At 60.4% G+C, this 15,366-nt stretch carries 16 protein-coding genes; 7 read left to right on the top strand and 9 right to left on the bottom strand.

The window, feature by feature from the left end; translation table 11 throughout:
• Positions 1-135 precede the first annotated feature (135 nt).
• A complete protein-coding gene (locus J4E08_RS16285) occupies positions 136-441 on the top strand; it encodes a DUF1127 domain-containing protein (RefSeq protein WP_349539409.1) in 306 nt (101 codons plus the stop codon).
• Between the two features lie 221 nt (positions 442-662).
• On the opposite strand, the gene rpsD is transcribed toward J4E08_RS16285, so the two are convergent.
• The gene (rpsD, locus tag J4E08_RS16290; protein ID WP_183967680.1) at positions 663-1,283 is read right to left on the bottom strand and encodes a 30S ribosomal protein S4; all 621 of its coding nucleotides are present in this window, start codon (positions 1,281-1,283) and stop codon (positions 663-665) included.
• A gap of 285 nt (positions 1,284-1,568) precedes the next feature.
• Here rpsD and J4E08_RS16295 point away from each other — a divergent pair, with 285 nt between their 5' ends.
• The 5 genes from J4E08_RS16295 to J4E08_RS16315 all read left to right on the top strand — a co-directional run bounded on the left by J4E08_RS16295 (position 1,569) and on the right by J4E08_RS16315 (position 6,540).
• Positions 1,569-2,384 carry an EAL domain-containing protein gene (locus J4E08_RS16295; RefSeq protein WP_349539410.1) on the top strand — a complete coding sequence of 272 codons (816 nt, stop codon included), beginning with the start codon at positions 1,569-1,571 and terminating at the stop codon, positions 2,382-2,384.
• Positions 2,385-2,545: 161 nt separating this feature from the next.
• Positions 2,546-3,721 (top strand): acetyl-CoA C-acetyltransferase, encoded by a 1,176-nt coding sequence (locus J4E08_RS16300; RefSeq protein WP_349539411.1) that lies wholly within the window; start codon positions 2,546-2,548, stop codon positions 3,719-3,721.
• A gap of 42 nt (positions 3,722-3,763) precedes the next feature.
• Positions 3,764-4,609: a patatin-like phospholipase family protein gene (locus J4E08_RS16305; protein ID WP_349539412.1), complete on the top strand. Its 846-nt coding sequence runs from the start codon at positions 3,764-3,766 to the stop codon at positions 4,607-4,609.
• A gap of 100 nt (positions 4,610-4,709) precedes the next feature.
• Positions 4,710-5,432 (top strand): acetoacetyl-CoA reductase, encoded by a 723-nt coding sequence (gene phbB, locus J4E08_RS16310; RefSeq protein WP_349539413.1) that lies wholly within the window; start codon positions 4,710-4,712, stop codon positions 5,430-5,432.
• 178 nt (positions 5,433-5,610) lie between these two features.
• Positions 5,611-6,540: a VOC family protein gene (locus tag J4E08_RS16315; protein ID WP_349539414.1), complete on the top strand. Its 930-nt coding sequence runs from the start codon at positions 5,611-5,613 to the stop codon at positions 6,538-6,540.
• Between the two features lie 363 nt (positions 6,541-6,903).
• Here the strand turns inward: J4E08_RS16315 and J4E08_RS16320 are convergent, their stop codons facing one another.
• From J4E08_RS16320 to J4E08_RS16330, 3 genes are all read right to left on the bottom strand, one after another.
• Positions 6,904-7,074 (bottom strand): YdcH family protein, encoded by a 171-nt coding sequence (locus J4E08_RS16320; protein WP_183967668.1) that lies wholly within the window; start codon positions 7,072-7,074, stop codon positions 6,904-6,906.
• A 107-nt stretch (positions 7,075-7,181) separates the two neighbouring features.
• A complete protein-coding gene (locus J4E08_RS16325; protein WP_349539415.1) occupies positions 7,182-7,967 on the bottom strand; it encodes a tRNA1(Val) (adenine(37)-N6)-methyltransferase in 786 nt (261 codons plus the stop codon).
• Positions 7,957-8,172: a putative signal transducing protein gene (locus J4E08_RS16330; protein ID WP_183967666.1), complete on the bottom strand. Its 216-nt coding sequence runs from the start codon at positions 8,170-8,172 to the stop codon at positions 7,957-7,959. The genes J4E08_RS16325 and J4E08_RS16330 overlap by 11 nt, the downstream gene beginning before the upstream one ends.
• A 54-nt stretch (positions 8,173-8,226) precedes the next feature.
• Here J4E08_RS16330 and J4E08_RS16335 point away from each other — a divergent pair, with 54 nt between their 5' ends.
• Positions 8,227-9,219 (top strand): polyprenyl synthetase family protein, encoded by a 993-nt coding sequence (locus tag J4E08_RS16335; RefSeq protein WP_349539416.1) that lies wholly within the window; start codon positions 8,227-8,229, stop codon positions 9,217-9,219.
• Here the strand turns inward: J4E08_RS16335 and J4E08_RS16340 are convergent.
• The 5 genes from J4E08_RS16340 to J4E08_RS16360 form a co-directional block, all read right to left on the bottom strand.
• A complete protein-coding gene (locus J4E08_RS16340) occupies positions 9,212-10,123 on the bottom strand; it encodes a 4-(cytidine 5'-diphospho)-2-C-methyl-D-erythritol kinase (protein WP_349539417.1) in 912 nt (303 codons plus the stop codon). The genes J4E08_RS16335 and J4E08_RS16340 overlap by 8 nt on opposite strands.
• Positions 10,110-11,864: a tetratricopeptide repeat protein gene (locus J4E08_RS16345; RefSeq protein WP_349539418.1), complete on the bottom strand. Its 1,755-nt coding sequence runs from the start codon at positions 11,862-11,864 to the stop codon at positions 10,110-10,112. The genes J4E08_RS16340 and J4E08_RS16345 overlap by 14 nt, the downstream gene beginning before the upstream one ends.
• Before the next feature lie 95 nt (positions 11,865-11,959).
• Entirely contained in the window at positions 11,960-12,250 is a 291-nt protein-coding gene (locus J4E08_RS16350; protein ID WP_183967660.1) for a PilZ domain-containing protein, read from the bottom strand.
• Positions 12,251-12,365: 115 nt separating this feature from the next.
• Positions 12,366-14,018: an electron transfer flavoprotein-ubiquinone oxidoreductase gene (locus J4E08_RS16355; protein ID WP_349539419.1), complete on the bottom strand. Its 1,653-nt coding sequence runs from the start codon at positions 14,016-14,018 to the stop codon at positions 12,366-12,368.
• Positions 14,019-14,254: 236 nt separating this feature from the next.
• On the bottom strand, positions 14,255-15,366 hold a 1,112-nt coding region (locus J4E08_RS16360), incomplete at its 5' end, for a calcium-binding protein (protein WP_349539420.1).

Below are 15,366 nucleotides of genomic sequence, written 5' to 3' on the forward strand. Positions count from 1 at the left end.
TTTATAAAGTCTTTGGCTCCGAGACATTTGAGCATTCCCCCCGGGCGGTCTATTCAGGCCGCCCTTTTTCTTTGCCCGCGCCGGAGGAGCGTGCCACGCCGGATACTCCAGCCATGCAAACGGCGGCCTTCCGCTATGCTGCAACTGCACTGGAAAAATGCCGCATCGCGGCATAGGTTTGTGTCACCGAGGGGAGCTTTTGTTCCAACCAAAGAGATAGATATCATGGCACACATCACGCACGACGCCGCACGCAGCGGCAACTTTTTCGCAGACTTTTTCAATGGCCTGCTGGACGGCATGGCACGGATCGCCGAATCCGGCCACCGCATGAAGGAAATCGAACGCCTTCAAGCAATGTCCGACGCAGACCTGGCCAAGCGTGGCCTGACTCGCGACCGCATCGCGCACCACGTTTTCCGCGACGTCCTCTACGTCTGAGGCGCCTCAAACGGGGTAATCGCTAGACCGCCGTGCCCGATGGGCGCGGCGGTTTTGCTTTGTCTGGCGTGCGGATGTGGGGCGCGGCGCGATGGACAGGCACTGGTGCTGCTACGCAGGCCATTGCCAAAACGACAAAAGGCCGCCCGAAGGCAGCCTTTGTAACCTCACACCGCGAGGCAGGTCGGAGCAAAACGCCCCGACCTCCGCTCGATAAGCGATTAGTTCTGTGCGTAAAATTCGATAACCAGGTTCGGTTCCATCTGCACCGCGAAGGGCACATCGGACAGACCGGGCGTACGCACGAATGTTGCCGACATCTTGGAGTGGTCGGCGTCGATATAATCGGGCACGTCACGCTCGGGCAGCTGGGTTGCTTCGATCAGCGCGGCCATCTGCTTGGACTTCTCGCGCACTTCGATTACGTCGCCTTCCTTCACACGGTAGGAGGGGATGTTCACGCGCTTGCCGTTCACCAGAACGTGGCCGTGGTTCACGAACTGACGCGCAGCGAACACGGTCGGGACGAACTTGGCACGGTACACAACGGCGTCGAGGCGGCGCTCGAGCAGACCGATCAGCAGCTCACCGGTGTCGCCCTTCAGGCGCTCGGCGTCGGCGAAGACACGGCGGAATTGCTTCTCGGTCATGTCGCCGTAGTGGCCTTTGAGCTTCTGCTTGGCACGCAGCTGAAGACCGAAGTCGGACAGCTTCTGCTTGCGGCGCTGGCCGTGCTGGCCGGGGCCGTATTCACGACGGTTCACCGGGGACTTCGGACGTCCCCAGATGTTTTCGCCCATACGGCGGTCAATTTTGTACTTGGCAGTCGTGCGTTTTGTCACGGCTGATCTCCTTCATTAAAGTTCGAAGGGCGTTGTCCTCTTCCCGGACCTTCGGGCCTGCGGCCTTTGGCTCCCCGGTCTGACAGGCATCCCCTTGCGGAGGCCACCAACACCAATGAAGTCGCCCTCATATACGGAGTGCATTGGGTGTCAACCCTTGAGAGGCCAGACACGGGCGTGAATTCGGACAATTATCAACGAACACCGTCTTTAAACCTTGTTTAAGGTTTGCTCAGCCAAATGACGGAACGGATGGGGATCGCAGGACGTTTCGGAGCTGCTTTTATGGGGAAGACAACGACAGGCACGCTTAACCCGCTCGAGTATGCGGTTCATGCGCGCGACGCTGGCACGATGGATATGGTGCGACGCGCGATCAAACATCGCCAGGTGGTTCTGGCCTATCAGCCGGTTGTGCAGGCGCTGCAACAGGACAGTCCTGCTTTCCACGAAGGGCTGATCCGCGTTCTTGACGAAACCGGACGTGTAATCCCAGCCCGTGCATTCATTCACGCGGTCGAAGAAACGGAATATGGCCGCATTCTTGACTGTATCGCGCTGGAAATGGGGCTGGAGGAACTGGCGCGCGTGCCGGGACTGCGACTGTCGATCAATATGTCGGCTCGCTCTATCGGGTACAAGAAATGGCTTCAGACCCTGGCCCAGGGCCTCTCCCAGGATCCGACAGTGGCGGAGCGGCTGATTCTCGAAATCACCGAACATTCCGCCATGATGGTGCCGGAGCTGGTGGTCAGCTTCATGCAGGACCTTCAGGCCCAGGGGATCACCTTTGCCATCGACGACTTCGGCCAAGGGTACACGGCACTGCGCCACTTCAAGGACTTCAGCTTCGACATCCTGAAGATCGATGGGGGGTTCTGTCGCGGCATCGCCTCCGACCCCGACAATCAGGTTCTGGTGGGTGCCATGGTTCGAATCGCGGACCAATTCGATATGTTCACCGTGGCGGAAAGCGTCGAAACCGAAGCCGACGCAGACTGCCTGACTGCGCTCGGTATCGATTGTCTGCAAGGATATTTCTTTGCCGCGCCAACCATTACGCCCGCATGGCGAGAGCCCCAAGAACGCAAGCACGCCTGAATGCGCCCTTACGCCGCGTTCCAAAGTCGCACAGAACCTCTTTTGGGAAAGCGAAAAATCGGTTAATCCCATGACCTGACGAGCGAGACAGAAGCACCCCGCGAAACGCGGGTCGCCTTTCGGGGCGTGGTGCATGAAACGCTTGGCCAGGAGGACATCATATGACCAATGTCGTTATCGCAAGCGCTGCCCGGACCGGCGTCGGCAGCTTTTGCGGATCTTTCGCAAACACCCCCGCGCACGATCTGGGCGCTGCCGTACTGGAGGCGCTAGTCGCCCGCGCCGGCATCGAAAAGGGCGAAATCTCTGAAACAATCCTCGGTCAGGTTTTGACCGCAGCCCAAGGTCAGAACCCTGCCCGTCAGGCCCATATCAATGCAGGCTTGCCGCAGGAATCCTCGGCCTGGTCGATCAATCAGGTCTGCGGTTCCGGTCTGCGCGCCGTCGCCTTGGCCGCGCAACACATTCAGCTCGGCGATGCATCAATCGTCTGCGCTGGCGGTCAGGAAAACATGTCCATGAGCCCCCACGCGCAAAACCTGCGCAACGGCTACAAAATGGGCGACGTCAGCTTCATCGACACGATGATTCGTGACGGTCTATGGGACGCCTTCAACGGCTATCACATGGGTCAGACTGCCGAGAACGTGGCTGAAAAGTGGGGCATTTCCCGCGAGCAGCAGGACGAATTCGCGCTTGGCTCGCAAAACAAGGCCGAGGCGGCTCAGAAAGCCGGCAAGTTCGACGACGAAGTGATCCCCTTCACCATCAAGACCCGCAAGGGCGACATCGTGATGGACAAGGATGAGTACATCCGCCACGGCGCGACCATCGACAACATGACCAAACTGCGCCCGGCCTTTACCAAGGACGGTTCTGTCACGGCGGGCAACGCATCGGGTCTGAACGACGGCGCTGCCGGCGCCCTGCTGATGAGCGCGGACGATGCTGCAAAGCGCGGCATTACCCCGCTGGCGCGCATCGCGTCCTATGCGACAGCCGGGCTGGATCCGTCGATCATGGGCGTCGGCCCGATCCACGCGTCGCGCAAGGCCCTGGAGAAGGCTGGCTGGAAGGCCGAAGACCTGGATCTGGTCGAAGCCAACGAAGCCTTCGCCGCACAAGCCTGCGCCGTGAACAAGGACATGGGCTGGAACCCCGAGGTCGTGAACGTGAACGGCGGCGCCATCGCCATCGGACACCCGATCGGTGCTTCGGGCGCGCGCATCCTGAACACGCTGCTGTTCGAAATGCAGCGCCGCGACGCCAAGAAAGGCCTCGCCACCTTGTGCATCGGCGGGGGCATGGGCGTGGCAATGTGCCTCGAACGTCCGTAAGACAGGGTTGACAAAGCGGGCTCCTCGGGGCCCGCTCTTCCAATGAACAAGATACCTAAAGACCCGAAACAGATCGTCTTTTCCGGCGGCGGCCTCCGCTGCTTTTGGCAGGGTGGATTCATGAAACGGCTCGAGCAAGATCGGCGGTTCGCGCCGGAACGGGTGACGGGTGTTTCTGGCGGGGCTTTGGCCGGAGCCGCTTGGCTGGCCGGGATAAAAGACCGGCTGTTGGATGAAATGTGCGCGGCATTTGAATCGCGTGACAGCAACCTGGACCTGTTCAACGCGGACGCAGATGGCATCACCCCGCATCAACGCATGTATTGCGGCGTCGTGGATCGTGTGTTGGGCAGAGAGGCAACGAACACGATCGCCGAAGGCCCGACATTTCAGATTCAGATTGCGCATCCGCCGGACACAGGCTTGCCCACATTGACGGGAACAGCGCTTGCAGCCGCCTACGAGGCGGAGTTGCACGTGGTGAATTCGCCGCATTTTAATTGGGCGCAGAAGATGGGCCTCACCTCGCGGTTGGTGGACGCGAATGCCGCCGCACGCGACGGCGCCTTGGTGGACCTCGTCAATGCGGCTGCGGTGATTCCACCTGTGTTCGAGCCCCCCTTGTGGGAGGACCGGCGCGTCGTAGATGGCGGCATGGCGGATCAGGCGCCGATGCCCGACCCGGACAGGGGCGTCACACTGGTGTTGCTGACCCGACCCTACAAGAAGCTGCCCGAAGTCGAAGGGCGCACCTATGTTTGGCCTAGCAAAGAAACTCCGGCGGATAAAATTGACTTTACGGACCCGGATAAGTTGCGCGACACTTGGGCGCTGGGGGAGAAAGATGCAGAACGATATCTGGCCGGAAACGGACCGGAAACTGCATAAAACACCCCTCACGGAAATTAACTCGCGCAACAATGTTGCTAATAACAAAAGGTGCAGGTAACAAAGTTGCCAAAGCATTGATCAACAAGTGGAGGATAGTATGGGAAGAGTTGCACTCGTTACGGGCGGCACGCGCGGCATCGGTGAGGCGATCTCGAAGGCGCTGAAGGCGCAAGGCTACGAGGTCGCGGCCACTTACGCTGGCAACGATGAGAAGGCAGCGGCCTTCACCGAGGCCACCGGGATCAAAACCTACAAATGGAATGTGGCGGATTACGACTCGTCCAAAGCAGGCCTGGCACAGGTCGAAGCCGACCTCGGCCCCATTGACGTGGTCGTCGCCAACGCGGGCATCACGCGCGACGCGCCCTTTCACAAGATGACCCCGGACCAGTGGAAAGAAGTCATCGACACCAACCTGACCGGCGTGTTCAACACTGTTCACCCGATCTGGCCGGGCATGCGCGAGCGTAAGTTTGGCCGCATCATCGTGATCTCTTCGATCAACGGTCAGAAGGGTCAGTTCGCTCAAGTGAACTACGCCGCCACCAAGGCAGGCGATCTGGGCATCGTGAAGTCGCTGGCACAGGAAGGCGCACGCGCCGGCATCACTGCCAACGCCATCTGTCCCGGCTACATCGCGACCGAAATGGTCATGGCCGTGCCGGAGAAGGTGCGCGACTCGATTATTGGCCAGATCCCCACGGGACGCCTGGGTGAACCGGAAGAAATCGCGCGCTGCGTGACCTTCCTCGCCTCTGACGATGCGGGCTTCATCAACGGGTCGACGATCTCCGCCAACGGCGCGCAGTTCTTCGTCTAAATCCGTTTTATTTCGCCAGTGGGTGGCTTTGGTCTGCCTGCTTCAAGTGCTTCCAAAGCCCCGGTCCTGCGCCGGGGCTTTATCTTCGTGCGGATGCGCACCAAATCCCTTGAGAATCCGGCAATTCTCAATGCCGACGCACGCTCTATATCCTTTACCAAACACGGAGGATTTTTAGATGATTAAGCAGATCAATGGCCTGCACCATGTTACGTCGTTGGCGTCCAGCGCGCCGGAAAACAACGCATTTTTCACCAAGGCGCTTGGCCTTCGGCGAGTGAAGAAGACGGTAAACTTCGATGCCCCCGACGTGTACCATCTGTATTACGGAGACGAGACCGGTAGCCCCGGCACCGTCATGACCTATTTCCCTTTCCCCAATGCCGCCAGAGGACGCGCGGGCACGGGCGAAGTGGGAACTACCGCCTTTGCCGTGCCGAAGGACGCCCTGCCCTTTTGGGAGGAACGCCTGGCCGCGTATAACGCCGAGGATCTGCGCCGTGAGAACCGCTTGGGCGATGAGCGCCTGCTGTTCAAAGGGCCGGATGGTGACGGTTTTGCACTTGTGGCGCAGGACGACCCTCGCACGCCCTGGACCGCCGATGTGTCGGAAGACGTGGCGATTCGCGGCTTCCATTCCGCCGATATGCGGTTGAGCCCACGCGGCGCGGCAGCAAGCGCGGAACTGCTGACCTTCATGGGCTATGAGAAAGAGGCGACGGACGGGGACGTAACCCGCTATCGCATGCCCAGCGGCAATGATGCGCAGGTCATCGATATCACGCAGGTTAACGGGCCGGCGGCAGATCAGGGCGCAGGCTCGGTCCACCACATCGCGTTTTCGGTCGATGATCGCGCGGCGCAGCTTGACGTGCGCAAGGCGCTTTTGGACACCGGCTATCAGGTGACACCCGTGATCGACCGCGATTATTTTTGGGCGATCTACTTTCGGTCGCCGGGCGGTGTATTGTTCGAAGTGGCCACCAACGAACCGGGTTTCGACCGTGATGAAGACGCCGCTCACCTGGGCGAGGCGCTGAAGTTGCCAACTCAGCACGAACACATGCGCGATCGGCTGGAGCAGATGCTCACGCCAATCGAGGATTAAGGCTCCATTGAAAAACGAACGCTCGGAAGCATAAAGGTTCGGGGCGTTTAAGATGTAAGTGGGACTGCGCGGTCAGGTGAGCGCTGGTTACGACGAGAAGCGGTCCGTGCCGAATGCTTCGATGTCTGGTCAGATTGCGCATTTCTCGAACAAAGCGCACACGCACTCCACCCTAGGCAGAGTGCATCAAAGCTGTTTGGATTGGAAATGCTCGGCGTCCGCCAAACGTCTTGAGGGTGAAACGCTCTTGGCCGCATGAGGTCTGCGCGGTTGTCGACGCTCTTCGTCAGGTCGTTGGCTGTAATCTGGTCCATGAAAGACCTGTCCTGGCATACGTCAGGACAGGTCACCGACTGATGGCGGTCAGGCGGTCGTCGAAAGGCGTGTAATTTGCTCCTTGATCCGCAATTTCTGCTTTTTCATATCCGCGATGCGCAGGTCATCCTTGCCGGGTGACCGCTGTGCGCGCTCCACGGCATCCGAAAGAGACTGGTGCTTCCTCTTCAATTCCTGCAGATGCGAAGTTAAGCTCATGGGGATCCTCCTTTCGTTGGTTCAGGGTTCCAGTCCAGCACAAGCTTGGCCACCTGTCACGCCGCGCGTGCATTCTTCCTTCACAAAACTATAAGAATCGGCGGAAATCAGCTTCGATTTGCTTCAAATTCTAACGGTCGGCCGCCCAGCATGACCCCGCGGAAGATCTCCGTATAGTTGTCAGGCGTATCTCCCCGAATCGTATCCGGGTGGATGACTTGCGGCACGTGAAAGGTAAACGGCCCGCGCCCGTCCTTGCGCCCACGGAGCAGGAAAAGCCTTGGCGGCCGTCCAGCACGCGGCAGAAGCGGCAGAAGCTCCAGCGATCCAAGCTGCTGATCCCGCATCGCCGACATAAGTTCCGGCATCCGTTCGATCCGGAGGATGAAGGTGGCGTAGCCGCGCGGCTTCAACCGTTTTGCCGCCGCCTGCACCCAGGCGTGCAAGGGCACCTCGCCCGCACGCCCGGTGCCACGACCGCCATCGCGGGCAATCAAGCCCTTCCCTGCCTCGAAATAGGGCGGATTTGCCATGACATGATCGAAACTCTCGGCCTTCATCTCCTTGGGCGGATCAATCAGGTCGCCCTGCCATACGTCTCCCGTCAGGCAATTGTCTGACAGATTGCGCCGCGCGAGCGCTGCGTAGCCCGGTTGGATCTCCAGCCCCGCCAACCGCATGCCGGGAACCCGTCTGCCCAGGCAGCACAGCGCCGCCCCGCCGCCGCAGCCCAATTCCAGCACCGACTGGCCCGCCACCCCTCGGATCGAGGCGGCCAGCAACACCGGGTCCGTGCCTGCGCGATACCCGATGCGCGGCTGCCAGATCTGCACCAGCCCGCCCAGCATGGCGTCGCGCGTCAGATCCGCGTCGGCAAAAGGATCAGCGCGCAAGGTCAACTCCGGCGAGTTCAAGCACGCGCCGAGCCCGATCCAGGTCGGCTGTGCGCACCATCAGACGGCGCGGCAAAATGCCAATGCTGCCTTCGAGGATGCTCATGTTTACGTCTAGTTCAAAGCTGGGTATATCCTCGCCATCCAGAAGGGTTTTGGCCAAAGGGATCAATGTGATGTCGGTGGTACGCAGAAGCTCTTCCATGGGTGCGATGTAAGGACAGGACCGGGGTCTTGTCGAGCCTTCCGAGGGAGAGCGATGTTGGATAGCCAAGTGAAACCGCAAGAGCGCCTCGCTGAATTGCTGGCCCCCGAGATGGACGCCGTGAACGGGCTTATCCGTGAGCGCATGGCCTCCAAGCACGCGCCGCGCATTCCTGAGGTCACCGCCTACCTTGTCGAAGCTGGCGGAAAGCGCCTGCGTCCGATGCTGACCATCGCCGCGGCAAAGCTGTGCGGGTATGACGGCCCCTATCACCTGCATCTGGCCGCGACCGTGGAATTCATCCACACCGCGACTTTGCTGCACGATGATGTCGTCGACGAAAGCGCCATGCGGCGTGGTCGCAAAACGGCCAACTTGCTTTGGGACAACAAAAGTTCTGTTCTGGTCGGTGACTACCTCTTTGCTCGGTCGTTCCAGTTGATGACAGAAACGGGCAATCTTCGGGTTCTGGGCATCCTGTCGAATGCCTCTGCCACCATCGCCGAGGGCGAAGTGCTGCAACTGACCGCCGCTCAGGATCTGAAGACCACCGAAGAGGTCTATCTGCAGGTGGTGCGCGGCAAGACGGCTGCGCTTTTTTCGGCGGCAACGCAGGTGGGTGGCGTGATTGCCGACCGCCCCGAGGCGGAGGTACAGGCGCTATTCGATTACGGCGATGCGCTGGGAATCGCCTTTCAAATCGTGGATGACCTGCTGGATTACTGGGGGTCGGACGCGACTGGAAAAAACGTCGGTGACGATTTCCGCGAGCGTAAACTGACCTTGCCTGTGATCAAAACCGTCGCCGCAGGCGACGAAACCGAACGCGCGTTCTGGAAGCGTGTCATCGAAAAAGGTGATCAGCAGGACGGCGATTTGGAGCACGCCCTGTCGTTGATGAACAAACACGGCGCGCTGGAAGAAACTCGGCAAGAGGCCCTGCGCTGGTCGGCCCGGGCCAAAGCGGCCATGATGGAGATGCCGCAAAGCGAGATGCGGGACCTTTTGGTCGACCTCAATGATTTCGTGGTGGCACGCCTCAGCTGAACGTGGGGAGACCCAGCGCAAACTGATTGCCCAAGGGGCCAGATGCGACCCACCAATCCGGGTGGGCGCGCCGGATGGTCTGGGCGGTTTTGGCCAGCTCTTCGTCGCTGATATCTGCGAACAAGCCAAAGCAGGTAGCACCGGAGCCCGACATGCGCGCCAGACCGCAGCCCGGGGCTTCTTCCAGCGTGGTCAGCACGTCGCCTATAGACGGCTCGATCACTTCGGCCGCCACCTGCATGTCGTTGCGCATATCTTTCAGAAAAGCGATGAGCGCGGCGGCATCTGGCAGGGTCGGAATCTCTGGCATGGGCGGATTGTCCCGCGTTGTCATGGCGCGAAAGACCTCCGGCGTCGACACGGCCCGACGTGGATTTACGAGCAAGGCATTGATTGGTGGGATGCCGCGGAGCGGGGTCATCTGTTCGCCAATCCCACGAACATGCATCGGCATATTGAGCATGCACATGGGCACATCCGCGCCGAGCGCGTGCAGTTCAAGCGCCTGTATCTTTTGCAAAAGCTGGGCGACGATGTCGTCCAAGGTGGCCTCGGGCGGCAAAGTTCGCAGCAAAAGAGCACGCAACACCGCCGCCGCATCCGCTGATCCACCGCCCATGCCTGACGCCGGGGGAAGGTTTTTTGTCAGATGGGCCGCAAGGTGCTCTCCCAGGATATCGGCGGCGCGCAACACGAGGTTTGACATATCACTCGGCACGCCATCGGCTTCTGGCCCCTCCACCGTCATGGAGAGGTCAGAGGTATCGAAATTCATGTCGAGCGTGTCATGAACCGGGGCAAAAACCACAAGAGAATCCAGCAGATGATAGCCATCGTCGCGTTGGCCAGTCACATGCAGGGTCAGATTGATTTTCGCCGGTGCGTGGACCTTAGCCCTCTTCATCGGTGAGCGGCTGTGCTGCGGCTTGTTCCAACGAGGGCGCGCCTTCTTCTGCCAGAACCTGATCGAGCCCAACGTCGAGTTTACGCTTGATGCGTTCAGGATCTGCCTCTTCTACGGCGTCTTCCCAATCGACGAAGGACAGCGCGCGCTTCCACATGAATTCTGCCTCACGCTCGCGTCCGACGGCCCAATAGACGTCGCCAAGGTGATCGTTCACCACTGGGTCGATGGGCATCAGTTCTGCGGCACGCTCCATATGCGGCACGGCTTCCTCGTAGCGACCAAGGCGGTAAAGCACCCAGCCAAGGCTATCGACGATGTAGCCGGAGTTCGGGCGCGCGGCGACGGCACGCTCGATCATGTTCAGCGCCTCATCCAGTTTGCGCTCCTGTTCCACCAGCGAATAGCCGAGGTAGTTCAAGACCTGCGGCTGCTCCGGGTTCAGCTCCAGCGCATGACGGAAATCGGCTTCTGCCTCCTCCCACTTATCCTGACGCTCAAAGGCGATGGCGCGGGCGTAATACAGGAACCACTGACGGGAGGTTTCCTCCGGCATGAGCTCAATCGCGCGGCTGTAGGCGGCGGTCGCCTCCTCGTAGCGCTGTTCCTGCCGGTAAAGATCCCCCAGCGTGGTTTGCGCGACGGCGAGATCGGGCTGCGCTTCGGCCAGCCCTTCGAGCGTGGAGATGGCACCGGCCATGTCGCCCTGATCGCGCAGCGCCTCAGCCTCCCCCATGACGGCAGCGTGGTAGGAGGGATCCTCGGGGCCGACACGTTCAAAGGTATCTTCCGCCATATCATAGCGACCCAGACCTGACAGAAGCTCGCCGGAAAGCAGGATCGCATCGGTGTGGTCGGCCCTCAGGTGCTCCGCCATACGCGAATAGAGCAAGGTCAGCTCATCACTGCCCTCGTTCGAAAGCGCGCCGGCAAGGGTGTAGAAGACTTCCGCGATGCCGTCCTTCGGGGTTCTGACGTGGGTGAAGGGAAGCCGATCACCGGCTTCCAGCGCGCTGCGCATCTCTTTCAGCTCCGGGTCCAGATCGGTGCCAAAGCTGGTATCAAGCAGCTCAAGCGCCTCCTGACTGCGGCCCAACTGAGACAGGATTTCCGAGCGCGCCATGACGCCACGCCGGGTGGCCGCCATACCGCCAGCCTGATCCTCTTCAAAGATCGCACCGCTGCTTACGAAATCTCCCACAGAGGCCAGCGCCAAGGCTTTGTGGTAAGCGGCGAAGGGGGCGAGGCCCTGCATGTCAGCCACTTCATCGAACGCCAAAAGAGCCGCGCTCATGTCGCCGGTGCCCAGCAAGGCCCATGCTTTGACGAGGCCATCGGCAAGCGGACCGATGGCGCGTTCTTCGTCAATGGCCTTGATGATGGTGGTGTAGTTCTCTTTGCCCGCTTCTGTGGCGATGGTTGCCATACGCGCAACTTGACTGTCGAAGCCGCCCTTTTCCATTCGATCCGCCAGGGCCGACGCACGGTCGAAATCACCCAATGACATCTCTGCCAGGATCGCGCGTTCGAGAAGTTCCGGACGGTCCGGGGCAAAGGCCAGCGCGCGCCCGTAGTAATGCGCCGCAGCCTTGAAATCACCGAGGAAGCTGGCCTGACGCGCCGCGAGGTAGTCACCCGCGATGCCATTGGCCTGCGCCGGAGCCACAGTGGCGAATGCGGCGGCCACCGCGAAGGTGCTGGCCCGTAGTGTAGCGCGAATGCCTGATGCCCAGTGCGTCAATTTCCCGGCCTCCCGTGTTGCTTGTTTGCGCAAAGCCTAGAGCGGCCCGTCCAGCATGGCAATGCACCGGACGCCGCGCAAAGGCCCCACAGCGGTCACATCTGCCGGAGGTCGCGGTATTGTCGCAGGTTTTCAAGCTGAGCGGCCGTGAGCGGCTTATCGAATTGCAGCGCGGCGCCCCTGCGTGAAACGCGCACCACATGTGCCCGGACCGGTTCCCGCATGGCGGTCAGGCGCACCCGCACCCCAACCTCAAAGGGCAGAACCCCCTCGGCAAATGCCCCTGTTTTGGACACATTGACGATGGTGGCGGCAAAGTCGCCCTCCTCTGTCTGCAATTCAAAGCCCCAACAACTGGGCCAGCGGTCAGCTCGTTCTTCCATCATCGTTGAGCACCTCGCAACGCATTCGACCTTATATTGGCGCGGCCAGGTGAAAGAGAGGTTAACCAAAACGCAAAACGCGCCCCAGGGGGCGCGCTTCACTGTCAGTATAGACCGATTACATGTTGGGGTAGTTGGGCCCATCGCCGCCCTGCGGAACAGTCCAGTTGATGTTTTGCGAGGGGTCTTTGATGTCACAAGTCTTGCAATGCACACAGTTCTGGAAGTTGATGACGAACTGTTGCGCGCCGTCCTTTTCGACGAATTCATACACGCCCGCCGGACAGTAACGCGCCGAGGGGCCGGCGTATTGCGGCAGGTTCACATTCACCGGGACGCTGGGGTCCTTCAGCTTGAGGTGGGCGGGCTGGCTTTCCTCGTGGTTGGTAAAGGAAAAGGCCACGTTGGTCAGACGGTCAAAGGACAGCTTTCCGTCCGGCTTGGGGTAGTTGATCTCTTTGAAATCAGAGGCTTTTCCCGTGGCCTCAGCGTCGCTTTTACCATGGCTCATCGTGCCGAACAGCGACCCGCCGAACAGCGAATTGGTCCACATGTCAAAGCCACCCAACGTCAGGGAGGCCGCGAGGCCCCACTTGGACCACATGGGTTTCAGATTGCGGACGAGTTTGAGATCCTTGCCGATGGCGCCTTCGCGCACCTCGGTTTCATAGTCGGTCAATTCGTCAGACGCGCGCCCTGCCTTGATCGCGGCAAATGCCGCCTCGGCCGCGGCCTTGCCCGACAACATGGCGTTGTGGTTGCCCTTGATGCGGGGCACGTTGACCATGCCGACGGAACAGCCCAGCAGTGCAACGCCCGGCGCGACCATCTTGGGCATCGACTGATACCCGCCCTCTGAAATCGCGCGCGCACCATACGCCACGCGCTTACCACCTTCGAGCAGCTCAGCCACCATCGGGTGATGCTTGAAACGCTGGAATTCCATGTATGGGTACAGGTGCGGGTTCTGGTAGTTCAGGTGCACCACGAAACCGACGTAGACCTGATTGTTTTCAAGATGATAGATGAACGATCCGCCGCCCGTCTTGGAAGAATTCAACGGCCAGCCCATCGTGTGGGTGACGGAGCCTTCCTTGTGCTTGGCGGGGTCGATTTCCCAGATCTCTTTCATGCCGAGGCCGAATTTCTGCGGCTCCTTGCCGGCGGAAAGGTCGTATTTGGCGATGACTTCCTTGGCCAGTGAGCCGCGCACGCCCTCGGACAGAAACACGTATTTGCCCAGCAGCTCCATGCCCGGCTCGGTGTTCGGACCATAAGAGCCATCTTCTTCGAGCCCGAAGACACCGGCGACGACGCCGCGCACTTCGCCGTTGTCGCCATAGATCAGTTCAGAACAGGCCATGCCGGGGAAAATCTCGACGCCCAGTTCCTCTGCCTGCTCCGCCATCCAGCGGCAGACATTGCCCATCGAGACGATGTAATTGCCGTGGTTGTTCATCAGCTTGGGCATCGGCCAGTTGGGCACGCGAATTTCGCCGGTCTCGCCCAGCAGGTAAAAGTTGTCGTCTTTCACCGGCACGTTCAGCGGAGCGCCTTTCGCTTTCCAGTCCGGGATCAACGCGTCCAGCCCGCAAGGATCGAGCACTGCGCCAGACAGGATATGTGCGCCAATCTCGGAGCCCTTTTCCAACAGCACCACGTCCAGATCCGGGTCCATCTGTTTCAGGCGTATCGCGGCAGACAGGCCAGCGGGGCCACCACCAACGATGACAACATCATATTCCATCGACTCGCGTTCGATCTCGCTCATGTCCACTCCCTCCAGAGACGCCCCCAAAAGGCATCGCCTCCGGGTAAAAAATTTCAAAAGTCCTATCTCGCCAGTGCGGCATTCGTCAATGCGCGCGCAGCGTCACAAGACCACAGGCCCGCAGCAGCAGCTAGGCAAAGCGACAGCACGCTTGCCGAAGAAAAGCGACATTGGAAGGTGTGAAAGCGCGTTTTCACACCGGGGGCCGCAGGCGAACCCACGGCCCCCGGTGTCGGTCAAAAGACCAGATCGTCCAGCCCCAGCGCGGAAGCCGCGATATCCACAAACAGCGCCACGTCGTAGCCTTCGATGTTGACCAGCGCACCCTCGGCCGTATCGACGATGGAGATTGCGCTGCCCCACAGGTCGGTCAGGTTGATCTTGTCGATGCCGTCCTGGAAATCCTCCACGAGGTCAAAGCCGCTTTCCTGAGCAAAGACAAACACATCCGCGCCATCTCCGCCGACAAGCAGGTCATCCCCCTTGCCACCGAAAAGCGTGTCGTCACCGCCCTCGCCCTTGAGCCAATCAGCTCCGGCACCGCCCTCGATCAGGTCATTGCCGGACTCACCGTCCATCGTGTCGTTGCCGTCTTCGCCTTTCAGCCAGTCGTCCCCTTCGCCGCCCAGCATCAGGTCATTGCCGGATTGGCCGTCCATGGTGTCGTTGTCCAGACCACCTTCGAGCGTGTCGTTGCCTTCGCCCCCCAGAAGCAGATCCGCGCCCTGTTCGCCCTTCATCCAGTCGTTGCCAAGCCCGCCTTCGACAGTGTCGTTCCCGGACTCGCCATCCATCGTGTCGTTGCCGCCTTCGCCGACCATCCAGTCGTCGCCTTCGCCGCCCAGCATCAGGTCATTGCCGGATTCGCCGTCCATGGTGTCGTTGTCCAGACCACCTTCGAGCGTATCATTGCCTTCGCCCCCCAGAAGCAGATCCGCGCCCTGTTCGCCCTTCATCCAGTCGTTGCCAAGCCCGCCTTCGACAGTGTCATTCCCGGACTCGCCGTCCATTGTGTCGTTGCCGTCTTCGCCGACCATCCAGTCGTCGCCTTCGCCGCCCAGCATCAGGTCATTGCCGGATTCGCCGTCCATGGTGTCGTTGTCCAGACCACCTTCGAGCGTGTCGTTGCCTTCGCCGCCCAGAAGCAGATCCGCGCCCTGTTCCCCCTTCATCCAGTCGTTGCCAAGCCCGCCTTCGACAGTGTCGTTCCCGGACTCACCGTCCATCGTGTCGTTGCCGTCTTCGCCGACCATCCAGTCGTCGCCTTCGCCGCCGAGCATCAGGTCATTGCCGGATTCGCCATCCATGGTGTCGTTGTCCAGACCACCTTCGAGCGTGTCATTGCCTT

Source organism: Sagittula sp. NFXS13 (genome assembly GCF_040148795.1).
GTDB lineage: Bacteria > Pseudomonadota > Alphaproteobacteria > Rhodobacterales > Rhodobacteraceae > Sagittula > Sagittula marina.

Bases quoted from the DNA above. Each gene is read 5' to 3' on its own strand.
- J4E08_RS16300 (WP_349539411.1), top strand. From the start codon at position 2,546: ATGACCAATGTCGTTATCGCAAGCGCTGCCCGGACCGGCGTCGGCAGC.
- J4E08_RS16315 (WP_349539414.1), top strand. From the start codon at position 5,611: ATGATTAAGCAGATCAATGGCCTGCACCATGTTACGTCGTTGGCGTCC.
- J4E08_RS16320 (WP_183967668.1), bottom strand. From the start codon at position 7,074: ATGAGCTTAACTTCGCATCTGCAGGAATTGAAGAGGAAGCACCAGTCT.
- J4E08_RS16285 (WP_349539409.1), top strand. From the start codon at position 136: ATGCTGCAACTGCACTGGAAAAATGCCGCATCGCGGCATAGGTTTGTG.
- J4E08_RS16335 (WP_349539416.1), top strand. From the start codon at position 8,227: ATGTTGGATAGCCAAGTGAAACCGCAAGAGCGCCTCGCTGAATTGCTG.
- J4E08_RS16340 (WP_349539417.1), bottom strand. From the start codon at position 10,123: ATGAAGAGGGCTAAGGTCCACGCACCGGCGAAAATCAATCTGACCCTG.
- phbB (WP_349539413.1), top strand. From the start codon at position 4,710: ATGGGAAGAGTTGCACTCGTTACGGGCGGCACGCGCGGCATCGGTGAG.
- J4E08_RS16350 (WP_183967660.1), bottom strand. From the start codon at position 12,250: ATGATGGAAGAACGAGCTGACCGCTGGCCCAGTTGTTGGGGCTTTGAA.
- J4E08_RS16355 (WP_349539419.1), bottom strand. From the start codon at position 14,018: ATGAGCGAGATCGAACGCGAGTCGATGGAATATGATGTTGTCATCGTT.
- J4E08_RS16305 (WP_349539412.1), top strand. From the start codon at position 3,764: ATGAACAAGATACCTAAAGACCCGAAACAGATCGTCTTTTCCGGCGGC.
- J4E08_RS16295 (WP_349539410.1), top strand. From the start codon at position 1,569: ATGGGGAAGACAACGACAGGCACGCTTAACCCGCTCGAGTATGCGGTT.
- J4E08_RS16330 (WP_183967666.1), bottom strand. From the start codon at position 8,172: ATGGAAGAGCTTCTGCGTACCACCGACATCACATTGATCCCTTTGGCC.